This is a genomic window from Bacillus basilensis, from assembly GCF_050630465.1.
GTDB classification, from domain to species: domain Bacteria; phylum Bacillota; class Bacilli; order Bacillales; family Bacillaceae_G; genus Bacillus_A; species Bacillus_A basilensis.
In genome coordinates this window covers 67,726-81,697 of sequence record NZ_JBNTQO010000012.1, presented here as the reverse complement: position 1 = coordinate 81,697, position 13,972 = coordinate 67,726, and the positions used below count along the sequence as shown (strand labels likewise).

Genomic DNA, 13,972 nt, shown 5'->3' with positions numbered 1-13,972 from the left:
ATGTGGACTTGGTGTTTTTATTTATAAATTAAAGCTCACCTTGCTCTTCATCACCACGAACAACAAGGACATCGCATTTCGCATAGCGAATAATATGTTCAGAGACGCTACCAATTAGGAAACGCTCAACAGCATTTAAACCAGTTGCACCACACATAATTAAATCTACTTTATGGTTTGGAGCGATTTCTTTTGAAATTTTAGATTTAGGATTACCGAATTCTAATACAGTTTCAATTTTTTCAAGGCCAGCTTCAAGCGCAGTTTTTTTGTAGTCTTCTAATAAGTCTTCTGCAAATAGATTTGCACGTTCAGCAATTGCACGGCTATAAGCTTCTACTGCTGAGTATGCTTTTACATCAACGATATGAGCAATTGTTAATGTTGCGTTGTTTCGTTTTGCGACTTGAATTGCTTTTTTAAAGGCTCTTTCTGCTTCTTTAGAACCATCCACCGCGATTAAAATATTTGTATATGTATTATTCATAGTAAATTCCTCCCAATCATTTTTATTACCGTTTACAACTTTATTATAAAACAAATTTTGGTAATGTGCTTGTCGGAAACGTTACAGAATTTCGAAAACTCTGTTTTGATTCATTTTAGTTGTAATTGGTGCGAGAACTTGTTACATATGAAGTATAGCAATTTAAAAGGAGGCATGTTTGTGAGACACGCGCTCATTACAGCCGGTACGAAAGGTTTAGGAAAGCAAGTAACAGAAAAGTTATTGGCTAAAGGATATTCAGTAACAGTAACATATCATAGCGATATAGCAGCTATGGAAACGATGAAAGAAACATATAAAAATATGGAAGAGCGTCTACAATTCGTGCAAGCGGATGTCACGAAAAAGGAAGATTTACATAAAATAGTAGAAGAAGCGATAAGCCGTTTTGGCAAAATTGACTTTTTAATTAATAATGCTGGTCCATATGTATTTGAACGAAAAAAGTTAGTCGATTATGAAGAAGACGAATGGAATGAAATGATTCAGGGTAATTTAACAGCGGTGTTTCATTTGTTGAAACTTGTCGTTCCAGTTATGAGAAAACAGAACTTTGGCCGTATTATTAATTACGGATTCCAAGGGGCAGATAGCGCACCGGGATGGATTTATCGTTCAGCTTTTGCAGCAGCGAAAGTAGGACTTGTTTCATTAACGAAAACAGTTGCTTACGAAGAAGCAGAGTATGGTATTACTGCAAACATGGTATGTCCTGGTGATATTATTGGTGAAATGAAAGAAGCAACAATTCAGGAAGCACGTCAGTTGAAAGAACATAACACACCAATTGGTAGATCTGGAACAGGCGAAGATATCGCAAGAACGATTTCGTTTTTATGTGAGGACGATTCCGATATGATTACCGGCACAATTATTGAAGTAACGGGTGCAGTTGATGTTATTCATAGACATCGATAGAGTAAAATAAAGTGAAGTGAAGTTTCGAATAATTGGACAGTTTATCCTTTGTGCTGATAGGTGCGGATAATACTGTCCTTTAATGTAAGATTAAATCTATCGGAAAACTTGTATTATTTTTTGTCAAATATTGAGATATTATGTTAAAATATAAGAGCGTAGAAAGCGCTTTAAAAAATGATTCAGGGGTCATTTCATAACTCAAGGGGGAACTAATAATGCGTATCGGTATTCCAACAGAAATTAAAAACAATGAAAACCGCGTGGCAATGACGCCAGCGGGAGCAGTACATTTAGTACAAAATGGTCATGAAATTTTTGTTCAAAAAGGAGCAGGTTTAGGATCTGGCTTTACGGATGAAGAATACGTACAAGCTGGTGCAAAACTTGTTGAAACTGCTGAAGAAGCATGGAATCAAGATATGGTTATGAAGGTAAAAGAGCCAGTAGCAAGTGAATACGGCTATTTCCGTGAAGGTTTAATTTTATTCACATACTTACACTTAGCTCCAGAACCAGAATTAACGAAAGCATTAATTGATAACAAAGTTGTATCAATTGCATACGAAACAGTACAATTAGACAATCGTTCATTACCATTACTTGCACCTATGAGTGAAGTAGCTGGTCGTATGTCTGCACAAATCGGTGCACAATTCCTTGAGAAAAACAAAGGTGGTAAAGGTATTTTACTTGCAGGCGTTCCAGGGGTAAAACGCGGAAAAGTAACAATTATCGGCGGTGGTCAAGCTGGTACAAACGCAGCGAAGATTGCAGTAGGTTTAGGTGCAGATGTAACAATCATCGACTTAAGTGCAGAACGTCTTCGTCAACTAGACGACATTTTCGGTAACCAAGTAAAAACATTAATGTCTAATCCATATAACATCGCAGAAGCTGTAAAAGAATCTGACCTTGTTATTGGTGCGGTATTAATTCCAGGTGCAAAAGCGCCAAAACTTGTAACAGAAGAAATGATTCAATCAATGGAACCAGGTTCTGTCGTTGTAGATATCGCGATTGACCAAGGTGGTATTTTCGAAACAACTGACCGTATTACAACTCATGACAACCCAACTTACGAAAAACATGGCGTTGTTCATTATGCAGTTGCTAATATGCCAGGTGCGGTTCCACGTACATCAACTCTTGCATTAACAAATGTAACAGTACCATATGCAGTACAAATTGCGAACAAAGGCTATAAAGATGCTTGCCTAGGCAACACTGCATTACTAAAAGGTATTAACACATTAGATGGATATGTAACATTCGAAGCAGTTGCAGAAGCTCATGGTTTACAATACGCTGATGCAAAAGAGCTACTTGAAAAAGCTCCTGCTTTATCATAATAGAAATACATGTAAGCCCCTCCTTTCGTAAGGAGGGGCTTTTTATTTAAATTAATTGTCTAGTTTCTTTACAATTCTCAATCCGAACATCATTGTAAAGAAAAGAATGCCGAACAAGTAATATAAGGCATACTCAACTCGTATCATCGAATTTTTGTCAGTGATATATAAAATAAATAGTATCGCAGAGCCGATTAAATGAGAGAGACCGAAAATTTGTGCCATAAGTTTTAAACTCATCTTCTCGATTCTTTCATCCATCTCAGGTAATGGATATTTCTCGGAAACGCTCTTTTTTTTCTTAAAGAATATTTTTTTCACTACTAATAGTATTAAATCTAAGAGTATGTATACGCCAACGAATAGAAGGACAGAACTAATCTTTTCTTCGTCATTACTATTGAAATAAAGTAAAGATGATCCTAACACTAAAAAAGTAAAATGTGAAATGAACTTTTGATTAAAAGTATTTTTCATTCTTTTTCCTCCCCAGTTTTATCTAATTGAAATAAATCTTCTACTTTACAGTTGAAAAACTCACATAATTTCAATGCTAATTCTAAACTTGGGTTGTATTTATTCTTCTCGATAGCGATGAGGGATTGTCTAGTGATTTGAACAGAGGAAGCTAATTGTTCTTGGGTGATGTCTCTAACGACGCGGAATTGTTTTACCTTATTTTTAATCAAATATACAAAGTCTCCTTTTTGTAAATTTGTTACATTAATTATATCCATTTTTAGGTAATAAGTAAATGAAACTTTACAAAAAGTAAACAAAACTTTACGTGAAATATAGCTTGTTATAATGTTATTTTTTGTGATAATTTGGAATTAAATGAAAAATAGAAGTCGAAAGAGGGAATTGGATGGGGAGCAAAAAGAGGAAACAAAAACAAGCTAAAAGACAAAAATATATAAAGAAAAAACAGGAACAGAACATACCTTTTTCACAAAAAGTAGTCATTATGATAGAGAAAACATTTCGGTATATTTGTATGGCTCTGTATGTAATTTTGTGTATGTATTCATTTGGAGTGTTTTACAGTTTTGAGATAACTCCTAATATTATTGAGAGTATTTTAGAATTTCTCCTTGTTGCAATAGAATTAGTCTTATTCTTTATATTTTTTGATACAGTATGGCCTAGTCATGAAAGTAAGAAAGATAAGCAAAGAAAAAGGAGCAAAAAATCTTCGTACGCTTCAAGCTCATCAAGTGGATTTGGTGACTATAGTAGCAATGATTGTAGCAGCTCAGGTGATAGTGGAGGTGACTGCGGAGGTGGTGGCGACTAAGTTAGTTTTTCAGAAGAACGACTAATGAAAGGATGAGACGAAAGATGGAAACTGTGAACTTAATAGAATTAACAAAGGATATTCAAGATCAACACAAAAACTTTGTTGTCTCAAATATAAATAATCATTGCTTACGAATCGCCGTATTTACTGGTGAATATGATTGGCACTATCATTCTAATTCGGATGAATTATTTATTGTGTTAGAGGGAGAATTACTTATTGATTTTGAAGATGGAGAAACAGCGGTATTAAAGCCAAATGATTCTATTTTAATTCCAGCATGCAAGATTCATAGAACGAGAGCATTAAAGAGAACGGTAAATCTTTGTTTTGAAAATATAGAGGCTGATACGATTAAAGTGGAGCAAGTATGAGGGAATTATCTGTAGCTGAGTATAGACAAGTACTTTCGATTTTAGAAAGTGATACAAGAACCACGACTTTTGCTTATGCGGTATGTGATCAAATGATAGATGGTGAGGTTTTTGCAAACGAGGAGTTAACAGCAGGACTAATTATTACAGCTAACGGCATTTATTATTTATTTGGTAATACGCAAAATGAAAGTTATAACGAAGATTTATTTTCGTATATAAAAACAGCCATTGAAAAAACAGAAAAACGATTTACACTCTTCACTTCTAGCGAAGAATGGGAAATGATGATTGAAGGGTGTTTTAGTCATGCACTTCGGAACATCCCGCGAATGAAATTTCAAAGAGTAACCTTTGAAGAGAGAGAACGAGATTGTAACAAAAATACATATGAAGTGAAGCGTATTGATAGAAGAAATATAGAACGAAGCAATGAATTTACAGAGGAATATTATAAAGAATATTGGGGGTCAATTGAAGCGTTTTTGAATGATGGTTTTGGATTTTGTATAGAACAAGATGGGATAATTGTAGCGGAATGTGTTTCGATATTTAGCGGGAATGGATTTGCTGAAATTGATATTGCGACGCATAAAGCATATCAAGGGAAAGGATTAGCCCAAGCTGTTGCAACACGGTTCATTAAACATTGCATACAAAATAATATTACACCGTGCTGGGATTGTTATGTAGACAATATTCCCTCGCAAAAATTAGCTAGTAAATTAAGTTTTCATCATCCAGTAGAATATAGTTTATTTGTACGTAAGAAAACGGGGGAATGAAAATGAATGTAGAACTAACGAGATTTAAAGTGAAGCCGGGTAAAAGTCAGCGAGTAGATAAATGGATGCAGCTTCTGAATGACAATATGAAAGAAGTGCTTTTGACATTAAACGACGAAAAGATGTATGTAGAGACAATTTTCCGGGAAATAAGAGATGGAGAAGAGTACTTATATTGGTATTCTGTGCAAGGAGAAGATGGAGCTCCTGTCGAAAATTCTCATCATGAAATTGATAAAAAGCACTTAGCGTTTTGGTATGAATGTATTGATGAAGAAGCACCCTCTGTTGATATGAAAACAGAAGTTGTTATGATTCAGGATATTGTGAAGGACGCGATGAAATAATAGAATAGTATTTTTGAGAGAAGCACATCAAAATGGATGTGCTTTTTATTTTGAAAAAAATTTAAAGGAAAGTTGTATTTAGATATCTTTAAGTGAAAATAAAGGGGGATATCAAAAATATTTTAGGGAAAACTATAATGAGATAAAAAACTTCGAAGCAAAAGAATTAGCGATATACGGTGTAGTTGTAACAGATAAAACAGAGGATTTACAAAGTTTACAAGGAGCACTATATATTAAGGCTGCTGTTAGAGGTGTAACAGTTGAGAAATATTAATTACAGTCTATTAATGTGAATAATCAGAAAATTTATGTTATACTATATGAAAAGGAGGTTAATATGAGGCAAATACATGGAGCAATTTATATTTACATAACAATGTTTTTCGTGGCAATATCCTATGGATTAGGGCACGTGTATTCGCATCCTATACTAACTTTTTTAAGCGGAGCATGTATGGCATTTGCGCTTCTTGTCCACCTTTTCTCAGTTTGGATCGTGAAATTTCAATTAAATATTAGTGAAATAGAAGAAGGCACTTTCTAAGTGGCCTTCTTTTTTTAATAATATTTTGGAAGCTCTTGTAGCAATTTTTCAATTTCGCATTCAGTTTCTTCACATATAGACAGTGTACGTAGTCTGAAAAATAAGATACGTAAGAAAGATTTTATATTTCCATATAGAAACTCGTACGATTTAATATGTAGTGTTTGTTTTTGGACTGGTAATTGGGCTACTAAGTCATGAAGGGCTAATATGAGTACGTCTTCCTTTAGACCATTTTGTAGCATTGCGACAATTGGATAAACGAGACGTTCATCTTCTTCATATTTGTAGTAAATAGAATGGACACAAACTTTGTTTAATAAAGTTTGTAATATTTCTTCGTAATATAAAGTTTCCAGTTTAGGATTACGAACAAGCGCTTCAAACGTATCGGAAGCATGAGCAATACTATGTGCCCAGCCGTGGTCTGGAACATATCCGCGGAAATCATGCTCATTGTTCATATATAGAATTAATTGATCTTTTACAGTTAAAATATCATTCTGTGATAAGAAATTATAATTCGTATCGGCATCAATAATAAGTGCAATTAATAATGTTGTAAATGCACGGGTAAATACCGCATCTTCGTTATCCGAATGAATCTTATACAATAAATATTTTTCACCGCTGCTTTCTAATAATAGTCTCTGTAATTGCGTGTGTGAAATGTATTCCTTTTTGATGAGATGATAAAAAGTAGAGTAAATAAGTTTGTCTCTTAAATAGCTATCAGTATCCCCAATATGCTCAAGCATACTGGAACTTAAGGAATCAATATTGAGAGTACCATTGATTACGTAATTATTATTACGAATTTCTTCTAACTGTTGTTGTAACATATAAACCTCCTAATTTAGAAAATTCTGTATTTTAATAGTATAATAAGAGGAAGAAATAGGCAATAAAGTGAAACTTTAATCAGTGGGGGGTTCATCCCCCGCTGATTATTAGTTGAAACAATCGGGCTTTTACGGACAGTTGATCCCCCACCTAACTTCTTTGCTTTCACCGAATTTTGAGGTGGGGGTCTTACTGCCCGTTAATGCGGGATAAATAAGGGCATTTGAATGGAGGGCATGATGAAGAGAGCATTATTCTTTTTCATTAGTATTTTCTTTTTAGGAAGCTGCTCAATTTGGTATTTTACTTTTTCTAGCGAGAGCAAAAGTTGGACGGGACAATATAAAGGCCATATTAAGGATGACAGTGAAGATGGAATGTTTATATTTCAGTATAAGGGCGGAGATGGGAATACAGAATTTAAAAATTTGGAGATTTCTATTCATGGGACCTTTAGTACAATGACACAAACGTTAGAAGTTCATAAAGGAGCAAGAATTGAAATGAAGTCTTCTTGTGTAAGTTGCGCGCCGCTTTCTAAAGATGAACCGATAGAGATTGTGATTAAATGGGATGATAAGTATGAAGAGAAGATGGTGTTAAAGCGGAAATAGTGTAGGATAAGGAGTTAAGAATGAATAGGCATGTGAAAATTTCTATGTATATATTTTTTAGTGTATTGCTACTCGTATTATCAGCGTGTACTACAAAACAAGTAGAGGTAAAAAAAGTGCCTGAAGAAGGGTATATCGTAGTAAGAAATGATGCGGTATTTTTTGTCGGTGATAAAACGTTTCATACAAAAGTAGAGTTGCAACATTATATAGAACAACAAATGAATAAAGAGCATCCATCAGATATAGTGTTGAGTTTTAAGGATAAAGACGCATATAATCAATTGAACACAGGGGATAAAATAAAAGTATGGTCTTCTCAAACGCTTGAGAGTTATCCAGCAAAAATGATTGTAGAGAAATTTGAAATAGTAGAGAAATAAAAAAGGCAGCACTCACGCTGCCTTTTTCTTATTTTACAAATTGTAATTCTTTCGGGAATTTCGTTAAAATTTCTGATCCGTCTTTTGTGATATAAATATCATCTTCAATACGAACGCCACCTACGTTTGGTACGTAAATACCAGGCTCGATTGTGAAGACCATACCTTCTTTTAATGGAGATTCGTTACCAGCTTTTACATCTGGATATTCGTGTACGCTAATTCCAAGTCCGTGACCAAGGCGGTGCGGGAAGAAGTCTCCGTAACCTGCATCTGTGATAACAGAACGAGCAGCATTATCGATTGCGCCAAGTGTAACACCTGGTTTACATGCTTCAACTGCTTGTAGTTGTCCAGCAAGTACAGTGTTGTAAATGCGAGTTTGTTCTTCAGAAATGTCACCGAATGCTACTGTACGTGTAATGTCAGAGCAGTAACCGTCAATGATTACGCCTAAATCAAATAGTACGAAATCGCCGCGCTTCATTTTGTTTGCACCTGGAATACCGTGTGGAAGGGCAGAGTTTGCACCTGCTAATACCATCGTATCGAATGACATTTTATGTATGCCTTTTGTTTTTAATTCGTGTTCAATAATTGCTAATACTTCTAACTCGCTACGATCTTCTTTAATTGCATTTACACCAACTTCAACAGCATAGTCTGCCATTTTAGCTGCTTCGCGTAAAATAGAAAGTTCTTTTTCGTCTTTAATTAAACGAAGTTCACGAACTTTCTCCTCAGCTGATTTGAAAGCTGCATTTGGGAATAGTTTTGTTAATTCTTCGTAGCGCTCTACGTTTAAATGTTCTTTTTCAATTGCAACTGCATTTGCATTGATACCGCGGTCTTTAATTGCTTTTGCAATCATATCCCATGGTCTGTCAGTATCAGTAAATCCGATAATTTCATGTGCCCAGCCAGCATTACGCGCTTGACCTTCTTCCATTTTAGGACAAATTAAAATAGGCTCTTTGTCTTGGAATACAAACATACCAAGAAGTCTTTCGTGTGGTTCACAGTGGAAGTTTGTCATGTAGAAGACGTTTGGTGTAGAAGTTAGGAACGCAGCTTCTACGTTTTTTTCTTTTAGCCATTGCATTAAATTTTCTAATCTAGCATTCATTGATTGGCACCCCCGAGATATTTAATTACAAATATAACTTTACATCGGAGGAAAGTGTTATGACAAGTAAATAGATGTTAGAAAAGACAGGGAATTGAAAAATCATGTAGAATAAAAAGTGTGAATGTAATAAGGGGAGGAATGTAATAATGAAAGTATCTTATCATGGACATTCAGTTGTGAAAATTGAGACGAATGGAAAAGTCATTTTAATTGACCCGTTTTTAACAGGAAATCCGAAAACAGATTTAAAGGCTGAAGATGTAAAAGTAGATGCGATTCTTTTATCGCACGGTCATGGTGATCATGTTGGAGATACAGTAGAGCTTGCGAAGAAAAATAATGCGGTTGTTGTAGCGCCATTTGAACTAGCGACATTTTTAAGTTGGCAAGGTGTGAATACACATCCGATGCATATTGGTGGTTCACATGAATTTGACTTCGGCAAAGTGAAGTTTACACAAGCATTCCACGGTTCTAGTTATATTGATGAAGAAAATAAGACGATTACATATACAGGTATGCCAGCGGGTATTTTATTTACAGCAGAAGAGAAAACTGTGTACCATGCAGGGGATACCGCTTTATTCTCTGATATGAAATTAATTGGGGAACTACATAACATTGATGTAGCATTTTTACCAATTGGTGATAATTTCACAATGGGACCAGAAGATGCTGTTTTAGCAGCAAAATGGGTTCAGGCGAAAACTGTTGTACCGATGCATTACAATACGTTCCCAGTAATTGAACAAGATCCATATCAATTTGTAGAAAAGCTACAAAATTGTACAGGGAAAGTATTAGAAGCTGGAGAAAGTATTACACTATAAAAAAGAAACCCTTCATTTGAAAAGACAAGTGAAGGGTTTTTTATGTGTGTAGGGCAGCTTTTAAAGGTTGTAATTGTTTTGATGATTCTTTTCTTTTTGGAAGTGGTTGTTCAGGTGTTTCATTTAATTCCATTGCAACTTTTTTCCCGTCTACGAAAGCTAAAAATACAGCACCTACAACTTCTAATAATTTTTTCATCATCTATCCGCTCCTTTGTTTCATTTCTTGTCTTCATTGTATATTGAAGCGGCTGGACAAACTATCGAACGAGATGACAATACCATTACATTGTTGTAATGGAAGAAGTGGTGTAATGTAAGGCGTATTTTGTTATAAAAAAAATAGTACAGATATATAAAGAGAGAGTGTAACAGTTTTGAAAATATAGTATACTGAAAATACAACACATGAAGAATTTAGGGAAAAGAAAGTATGGTGAAACCATTTGGCTACCAAGCATAACCAAATTTTAGAACATATTAATAGCCTGCCAGTAGGGCATAAAATTTCTGTAAGGCAAATTGCAAAAGATTTGAGTGTAAGTGAAGGTACAGCTTATCGTGCAATTAAAGATGCAGAAAATAAAGGGTATGTTAGTACGATTGAACGTGTCGGAACAATTCGAATTGAACAAAAGAAGAAAGAAAATATTGAAAAGCTGACATATGCAGAAGTCGTTAACATTGTCGATGGTCAAGTACTTGGAGGCAGAGAAGGACTACATAAAACGTTAAATAAATTCGTAATCGGGGCAATGAAATTAGAAGCGATGATGCGCTATACAGAAGCTGGAAACTTACTTATTGTCGGTAATCGTACGAACGCACATCAATTAGCGTTAGAAACTGGAGCTGCGGTGTTAATTACGGGCGGATTTGATACGGAAGATCATGTGAAGAAATTAGCAGATGAATTAAAACTGCCGATTATTTCAAGTAGTTACGATACATTTACAGTTGCAACGTTAATTAACCGTGCGATTTACGATCAGCTGATTAAGAAAGAAATTGTACTCGTTGAAGATATTTTAACACCTATTGAAGAAACGTTATATTTAAAACCAAATGATACAGTGCAGCAATGGCATGCATATAACGAAGAGACGATGCACGGAAGGTATCCAATTGTTGATGAAAATAAAAAGGTATTAGGTATTGTGACTTCTAAGGATATGATTGGTGTTGCAAAAGAAACACCAATTGATAAAGTAATGACAAGGCATCCAATTACGGTAAATGGAAAAATGTCTGTCGCAGCGGCGGCACGTATGATGGTGTGGGAAGGTATTGAGTTACTTCCTGTTGTTGATGAAGGAAATAAGTTGCAAGGTATTATTAGCCGTCAAGATGTACTTCAGGCGTTGCAAATGATTCAGCGTCAACCACAAGTCGGCGAAACAATTGATGATATTGTAACGAATCAATTTATGACGCCGAAAGAAGCGAAAAATGAACATCTATATCAATTTTCAGTGACGCCGCAAATGACGAACTCGATTGGAACGTTATCTTACGGTGTATTCGCAACAATTGTGACGGAAGCAACGAATCGCGTTATTCGTGCGCAAAAGAAAAGCGATTTAATTGTTGAAAACTTAACAATTTATTTCGTGAAGCCAGTCCAAATTGATAATGTTGTATCGGTTCATCCGAAAGTATTAGAAATTGGACGTAAATTTGGTAAGGTTGATGTAGAAGTGCATCATGAAGGTAATGTTGTTGGGAAAGCATTACTTATGGTGCAGTTGATTGATAAATAAAAAGATGGAGCAGACCGCTTTGGTTTGTTCCTTTTTTTTAGAAGGTACAGTAGGGCGTTTTAAAATTTAGTTATCAACTGAATCCATTATGTTTTGAACTGCAAAAGAGAAAATTAAATCACGTTCTGTTTCATATTTATAAGTAGGGCATGCAATCACTTGAAGATGCTTGGACAATAATTGTGGAGGTGTCGAATGGGAGTAATATTTTTCTTTTTAGGTTTAATATCTGTAATTACTGTTCATGTGATAACTCATAGAATAATGGATTCAAATAAAAAGAAATTGTATGTAATAAGTTTGATTTTCGCTATTATTTTTTCCTTTATCCCTACAACTGGAGAAAATAATAGCGATTTTCTTTACTTTGGTATGCCAGCAGAAAATTTCATTTATTATGGCGGATGGGAAATTTCGTTTCATCCATTAGGCTTTTTCTTTAACTTTATTTTGTTTTATTGGATTTTGAAGCTGTTATTTAAGCTGCGTAAGAGTTTGGGTAGTGAAGTGCAAAAATAGCAGGATATGTTGGAGACTTTAGCTAATCTATATCAGGTTAGAGAATTGGTTGTTAGTCGATAGAAAAGCTTACACTACTAATTATTAAAGGGAAACTATGCTGCACTATATGTACTAGGGGGGAGAAGAATGGATTTTCACATTAAAGAGCAGTTATGTAAGCAATATAATTTAAATAGTCTTATGAAAGTTTCATTATTGCATGGAGGAGAAAATCAAACATATATATTCGAATCGGAAAAAAATAAATTTGTAGTTAGGCAGTATAGAGGAGGACGTTATACAGCCGAGCAAATAGAGGCTGAAATACACTGGTTAATAGCGATACAAAAACAAATGTTAGTACCAGAAGTAGTTGTAAATAAAAATGGTGGTTGGATCACATCTGTTAAGAAAGATGTGGGAAGTATCCAGTATTTTGTTGTCTTTAGGTTTATAAGCGGAAGTGAAATTTTAGAACCAAAGGATAAAGATTATGAAAAGCTTGGATCATTAATGCGAATGTTTCATGAAAAAACAAATGGAGTGCTCAAAAGAATGCCGCAAACTTGGAGAGGTTATGAAAGGCCTATATATAGCGAGAAAAAGACAATTCACGAGCCTTTACAACGTTTATTACATACTTCATTTTTATCTTATGCGGATAAAAATAAATGCTTGAGAATTGCAGAAAGAATACAAGAACTTACAAATTCAACTCAACTAGGAGAAAAACAATTTGTTCATGGCGATATGCATTTTGGCAATGTTCTTGTAGATAAAGAGGATTGGTATTTACTTGATTTTGATGAATGTGGATTTGGGTATAAAGAGTTTGATATTGGTGTTCCGAGATTGCATTTAATTGCTTCGGGACAGTTAGAAGAAGTATGGGGGAACTTCATGATGGGATATGGGGAAAATATTTCGGAAGCAGCCATTCGACTTGGGACCGCTTCAAGAATCTTTTATATGGCCGGAAAAATACCATTAAGACTTGATATTGAACCGATTAAAAAGAATCCCGGAAGTTTTATTCGGCGGTATATTCAGTATGTCGAAGAAGAATTATGTGGTGAGACAATTGTCTGATTAAAAAACAGAATATTAATTTAATTAGATCCTAGACTATGTTATAATTAAATTGTAAGAAAATGGATTACAGGAAGGTGGTATGCATTATGTCATCAACAGTACTCTTTTTTGGTAGTATCGCACTATTTTACTTTCTTGTGATGATACCGCTTCAATATTTATACTTACAAGGATTACATGAAAAAAAGAAAAAAACAGGATTATCTCAGCGAGAACTATATGAAAAAATGTCTTTTGAAGAAGAACAATTACATTTTCACGTACAAGGCAACCCATTTAATATACCTTCTGCTTTTGTCGCATATATGATTTTGAAAGTTAGAGGACGTAAAAAAGCATCACAATGTTGATGCTTTTTTACGTTGCTTCATAGCCTTCTGCTTCTTTAACTGCTAATGGTAAGAAATGTTTATATTGGCGAAATCCATTAAATACACTTGCACTACCAAATAGAACAAATAAGACACCAACGATAATACGAGCGGTTGAAAGTTCTAAAAAGAATTGGTTTATCCCGAAGAATAAGACGAATGAACCGAGTGCCATTGCAGATTTTCCGGAGAGCCAACCTTTCTCCATTGGGCGGCTTGTACGAAAGTATTTTGTTTTGTAGAAGAGATACAACATAAATGAGACGATAATACAGAAGACTAATACTGGCATAATACACACTCCCATCGTTTTGTGAA

General features: G+C 34.7%; 21 protein-coding genes and 1 pseudogene. 15 read left to right on the top strand and 7 right to left on the bottom strand.

Annotated features, from left to right (window positions below):
• Nucleotides 1-28 precede the first annotated feature (28 nt).
• Nucleotides 29-487, bottom strand: coding sequence for a universal stress protein (locus ACQVV1_RS20490; protein ID WP_001066681.1), 459 nt, complete (start codon nucleotides 485-487; stop codon nucleotides 29-31).
• Between the two features lie 147 nt (nucleotides 488-634).
• On the opposite strand from ACQVV1_RS20490, the gene ACQVV1_RS20485 reads away from it, so the two are divergent.
• Complete coding sequence (locus ACQVV1_RS20485) at nucleotides 635-1,426, top strand: SDR family oxidoreductase (RefSeq protein WP_061677493.1); 792 nt, start codon at nucleotides 635-637, stop codon at nucleotides 1,424-1,426.
• 218 nt (nucleotides 1,427-1,644) lie between these two features.
• Complete coding sequence (gene ald, locus ACQVV1_RS20480; RefSeq protein WP_242252504.1) at nucleotides 1,645-2,778, top strand: alanine dehydrogenase; 1,134 nt, start codon at nucleotides 1,645-1,647, stop codon at nucleotides 2,776-2,778.
• 51 nt (nucleotides 2,779-2,829) lie between these two features.
• Here ald and ACQVV1_RS20475 read toward each other — a convergent pair whose 3' ends face one another.
• On the bottom strand, nucleotides 2,830-3,255 hold the full coding sequence (locus ACQVV1_RS20475) for a hypothetical protein (RefSeq protein ID WP_309259411.1): 426 nt from the start codon (nucleotides 3,253-3,255) through the stop codon (nucleotides 2,830-2,832).
• Nucleotides 3,252-3,515, bottom strand: coding sequence for a helix-turn-helix transcriptional regulator (locus ACQVV1_RS20470; protein WP_002003636.1), 264 nt, complete (start codon nucleotides 3,513-3,515; stop codon nucleotides 3,252-3,254). Before ACQVV1_RS20470 ends, ACQVV1_RS20475 begins: the two co-directional genes overlap by 4 nt.
• Before the next feature lie 131 nt (nucleotides 3,516-3,646).
• Between ACQVV1_RS20470 and ACQVV1_RS20465 the strand changes: the two genes are divergently transcribed.
• From ACQVV1_RS20465 to ACQVV1_RS20440, 6 genes and pseudogenes are all read left to right on the top strand, one after another.
• Nucleotides 3,647-4,075 (top strand): hypothetical protein, encoded by a 429-nt coding sequence (locus ACQVV1_RS20465; RefSeq protein WP_063224704.1) that lies wholly within the window; start codon nucleotides 3,647-3,649, stop codon nucleotides 4,073-4,075.
• 44 nt (nucleotides 4,076-4,119) lie between these two features.
• The gene (locus ACQVV1_RS20460; RefSeq protein WP_431169440.1) at nucleotides 4,120-4,452 is read left to right on the top strand and encodes a cupin domain-containing protein; all 333 of its coding nucleotides are present in this window, start codon (nucleotides 4,120-4,122) and stop codon (nucleotides 4,450-4,452) included.
• Complete coding sequence (locus ACQVV1_RS20455) at nucleotides 4,449-5,237, top strand: GNAT family N-acetyltransferase (protein ID WP_431169439.1); 789 nt, start codon at nucleotides 4,449-4,451, stop codon at nucleotides 5,235-5,237. The genes ACQVV1_RS20460 and ACQVV1_RS20455 overlap by 4 nt, the downstream gene beginning before the upstream one ends.
• 2 nt (nucleotides 5,238-5,239) lie before the next feature.
• Nucleotides 5,240-5,584: a DUF6176 family protein gene (locus ACQVV1_RS20450; RefSeq protein WP_309259409.1), complete on the top strand. Its 345-nt coding sequence runs from the start codon at nucleotides 5,240-5,242 to the stop codon at nucleotides 5,582-5,584.
• A gap of 85 nt (nucleotides 5,585-5,669) precedes the next feature.
• Nucleotides 5,670-5,861 (top strand): annotated as a pseudogene (locus ACQVV1_RS20445) (hypothetical protein); the annotation flags it as partial.
• A 63-nt stretch (nucleotides 5,862-5,924) separates the two neighbouring features.
• A complete protein-coding gene (locus tag ACQVV1_RS20440; protein ID WP_001248905.1) occupies nucleotides 5,925-6,131 on the top strand; it encodes a hypothetical protein in 207 nt (68 codons plus the stop codon).
• Nucleotides 6,132-6,145: 14 nt separating this feature from the next.
• Here the strand turns inward: ACQVV1_RS20440 and ACQVV1_RS20435 are convergent, their stop codons facing one another.
• Complete coding sequence (locus ACQVV1_RS20435) at nucleotides 6,146-6,973, bottom strand: DUF2785 domain-containing protein (RefSeq protein ID WP_431169438.1); 828 nt, start codon at nucleotides 6,971-6,973, stop codon at nucleotides 6,146-6,148.
• A gap of 240 nt (nucleotides 6,974-7,213) precedes the next feature.
• On the opposite strand from ACQVV1_RS20435, the gene ACQVV1_RS20430 reads away from it, so the two are divergent.
• Complete coding sequence (locus ACQVV1_RS20430; RefSeq protein ID WP_242252513.1) at nucleotides 7,214-7,588, top strand: hypothetical protein; 375 nt, start codon at nucleotides 7,214-7,216, stop codon at nucleotides 7,586-7,588.
• 20 nt (nucleotides 7,589-7,608) lie between these two features.
• Nucleotides 7,609-7,971: a DUF3221 domain-containing protein gene (locus ACQVV1_RS20425; protein WP_242252514.1), complete on the top strand. Its 363-nt coding sequence runs from the start codon at nucleotides 7,609-7,611 to the stop codon at nucleotides 7,969-7,971.
• Nucleotides 7,972-7,999: 28 nt separating this feature from the next.
• Here the strand turns inward: ACQVV1_RS20425 and pepQ are convergent, their stop codons facing one another.
• On the bottom strand, nucleotides 8,000-9,097 hold the full coding sequence (gene pepQ / locus ACQVV1_RS20420; RefSeq protein WP_242252515.1) for a Xaa-Pro dipeptidase: 1,098 nt from the start codon (nucleotides 9,095-9,097) through the stop codon (nucleotides 8,000-8,002).
• 149 nt (nucleotides 9,098-9,246) lie between these two features.
• Between pepQ and ACQVV1_RS20415 the strand changes: the two genes are divergently transcribed.
• Entirely contained in the window at nucleotides 9,247-9,930 is a 684-nt protein-coding gene (locus ACQVV1_RS20415) for a metal-dependent hydrolase (protein WP_242252516.1), read from the top strand.
• Nucleotides 9,931-9,970: 40 nt separating this feature from the next.
• Here the strand turns inward: ACQVV1_RS20415 and ACQVV1_RS20410 are convergent, their stop codons facing one another.
• Entirely contained in the window at nucleotides 9,971-10,132 is a 162-nt protein-coding gene (locus tag ACQVV1_RS20410) for a hypothetical protein (protein WP_063224713.1), read from the bottom strand.
• 244 nt (nucleotides 10,133-10,376) lie between these two features.
• Here ACQVV1_RS20410 and ACQVV1_RS20405 point away from each other — a divergent pair, with 244 nt between their 5' ends.
• The 4 genes from ACQVV1_RS20405 (at nucleotide 10,377) to ACQVV1_RS20390 (ending at nucleotide 13,633) form a co-directional block, all read left to right on the top strand.
• Complete coding sequence (locus ACQVV1_RS20405) at nucleotides 10,377-11,690, top strand: CBS domain-containing protein (RefSeq protein WP_000201587.1); 1,314 nt, start codon at nucleotides 10,377-10,379, stop codon at nucleotides 11,688-11,690.
• Between the two features lie 195 nt (nucleotides 11,691-11,885).
• Nucleotides 11,886-12,209, top strand: coding sequence for a hypothetical protein (locus ACQVV1_RS20400; RefSeq protein ID WP_242252518.1), 324 nt, complete (start codon nucleotides 11,886-11,888; stop codon nucleotides 12,207-12,209).
• A gap of 129 nt (nucleotides 12,210-12,338) precedes the next feature.
• Entirely contained in the window at nucleotides 12,339-13,280 is a 942-nt protein-coding gene (locus tag ACQVV1_RS20395; RefSeq protein WP_242252519.1) for a phosphotransferase enzyme family protein, read from the top strand.
• Between the two features lie 89 nt (nucleotides 13,281-13,369).
• Nucleotides 13,370-13,633: a DUF3949 domain-containing protein gene (locus tag ACQVV1_RS20390; RefSeq protein ID WP_063224715.1), complete on the top strand. Its 264-nt coding sequence runs from the start codon at nucleotides 13,370-13,372 to the stop codon at nucleotides 13,631-13,633.
• A gap of 7 nt (nucleotides 13,634-13,640) precedes the next feature.
• Here the strand turns inward: ACQVV1_RS20390 and ACQVV1_RS20385 are convergent, their stop codons facing one another.
• Nucleotides 13,641-13,946, bottom strand: coding sequence for a YtpI family protein (locus ACQVV1_RS20385; RefSeq protein WP_063224716.1), 306 nt, complete (start codon nucleotides 13,944-13,946; stop codon nucleotides 13,641-13,643).
• Nucleotides 13,947-13,972: the final 26 nt, after the last annotated feature.

Excerpts from the sequence above, each read along its gene's own strand:
- ACQVV1_RS20490 (WP_001066681.1), bottom strand. The coding sequence starts at position 487 with ATGAATAATACATATACAAATATTTTAATCGCGGTGGATGGTTCTAAA.
- ACQVV1_RS20485 (WP_061677493.1), top strand. The coding sequence starts at position 635 with ATGAAGTATAGCAATTTAAAAGGAGGCATGTTTGTGAGACACGCGCTC.
- ald (WP_242252504.1), top strand. The coding sequence starts at position 1,645 with ATGCGTATCGGTATTCCAACAGAAATTAAAAACAATGAAAACCGCGTG.
- ACQVV1_RS20475 (WP_309259411.1), bottom strand. The coding sequence starts at position 3,255 with ATGAAAAATACTTTTAATCAAAAGTTCATTTCACATTTTACTTTTTTA.
- ACQVV1_RS20470 (WP_002003636.1), bottom strand. The coding sequence starts at position 3,515 with ATGGATATAATTAATGTAACAAATTTACAAAAAGGAGACTTTGTATAT.
- ACQVV1_RS20465 (WP_063224704.1), top strand. The coding sequence starts at position 3,647 with ATGGGGAGCAAAAAGAGGAAACAAAAACAAGCTAAAAGACAAAAATAT.
- ACQVV1_RS20460 (WP_431169440.1), top strand. The coding sequence starts at position 4,120 with ATGGAAACTGTGAACTTAATAGAATTAACAAAGGATATTCAAGATCAA.
- ACQVV1_RS20455 (WP_431169439.1), top strand. The coding sequence starts at position 4,449 with ATGAGGGAATTATCTGTAGCTGAGTATAGACAAGTACTTTCGATTTTA.
- ACQVV1_RS20450 (WP_309259409.1), top strand. The coding sequence starts at position 5,240 with ATGAATGTAGAACTAACGAGATTTAAAGTGAAGCCGGGTAAAAGTCAG.
- ACQVV1_RS20440 (WP_001248905.1), top strand. The coding sequence starts at position 5,925 with ATGAGGCAAATACATGGAGCAATTTATATTTACATAACAATGTTTTTC.
- ACQVV1_RS20435 (WP_431169438.1), bottom strand. The coding sequence starts at position 6,973 with ATGTTACAACAACAGTTAGAAGAAATTCGTAATAATAATTACGTAATC.
- ACQVV1_RS20430 (WP_242252513.1), top strand. The coding sequence starts at position 7,214 with ATGAAGAGAGCATTATTCTTTTTCATTAGTATTTTCTTTTTAGGAAGC.
- ACQVV1_RS20425 (WP_242252514.1), top strand. The coding sequence starts at position 7,609 with ATGAATAGGCATGTGAAAATTTCTATGTATATATTTTTTAGTGTATTG.
- pepQ (WP_242252515.1), bottom strand. The coding sequence starts at position 9,097 with ATGAATGCTAGATTAGAAAATTTAATGCAATGGCTAAAAGAAAAAAAC.
- ACQVV1_RS20415 (WP_242252516.1), top strand. The coding sequence starts at position 9,247 with ATGAAAGTATCTTATCATGGACATTCAGTTGTGAAAATTGAGACGAAT.
- ACQVV1_RS20410 (WP_063224713.1), bottom strand. The coding sequence starts at position 10,132 with ATGATGAAAAAATTATTAGAAGTTGTAGGTGCTGTATTTTTAGCTTTC.
- ACQVV1_RS20400 (WP_242252518.1), top strand. The coding sequence starts at position 11,886 with ATGGGAGTAATATTTTTCTTTTTAGGTTTAATATCTGTAATTACTGTT.
- ACQVV1_RS20395 (WP_242252519.1), top strand. The coding sequence starts at position 12,339 with ATGGATTTTCACATTAAAGAGCAGTTATGTAAGCAATATAATTTAAAT.
- ACQVV1_RS20390 (WP_063224715.1), top strand. The coding sequence starts at position 13,370 with ATGTCATCAACAGTACTCTTTTTTGGTAGTATCGCACTATTTTACTTT.
- ACQVV1_RS20385 (WP_063224716.1), bottom strand. The coding sequence starts at position 13,946 with ATGCCAGTATTAGTCTTCTGTATTATCGTCTCATTTATGTTGTATCTC.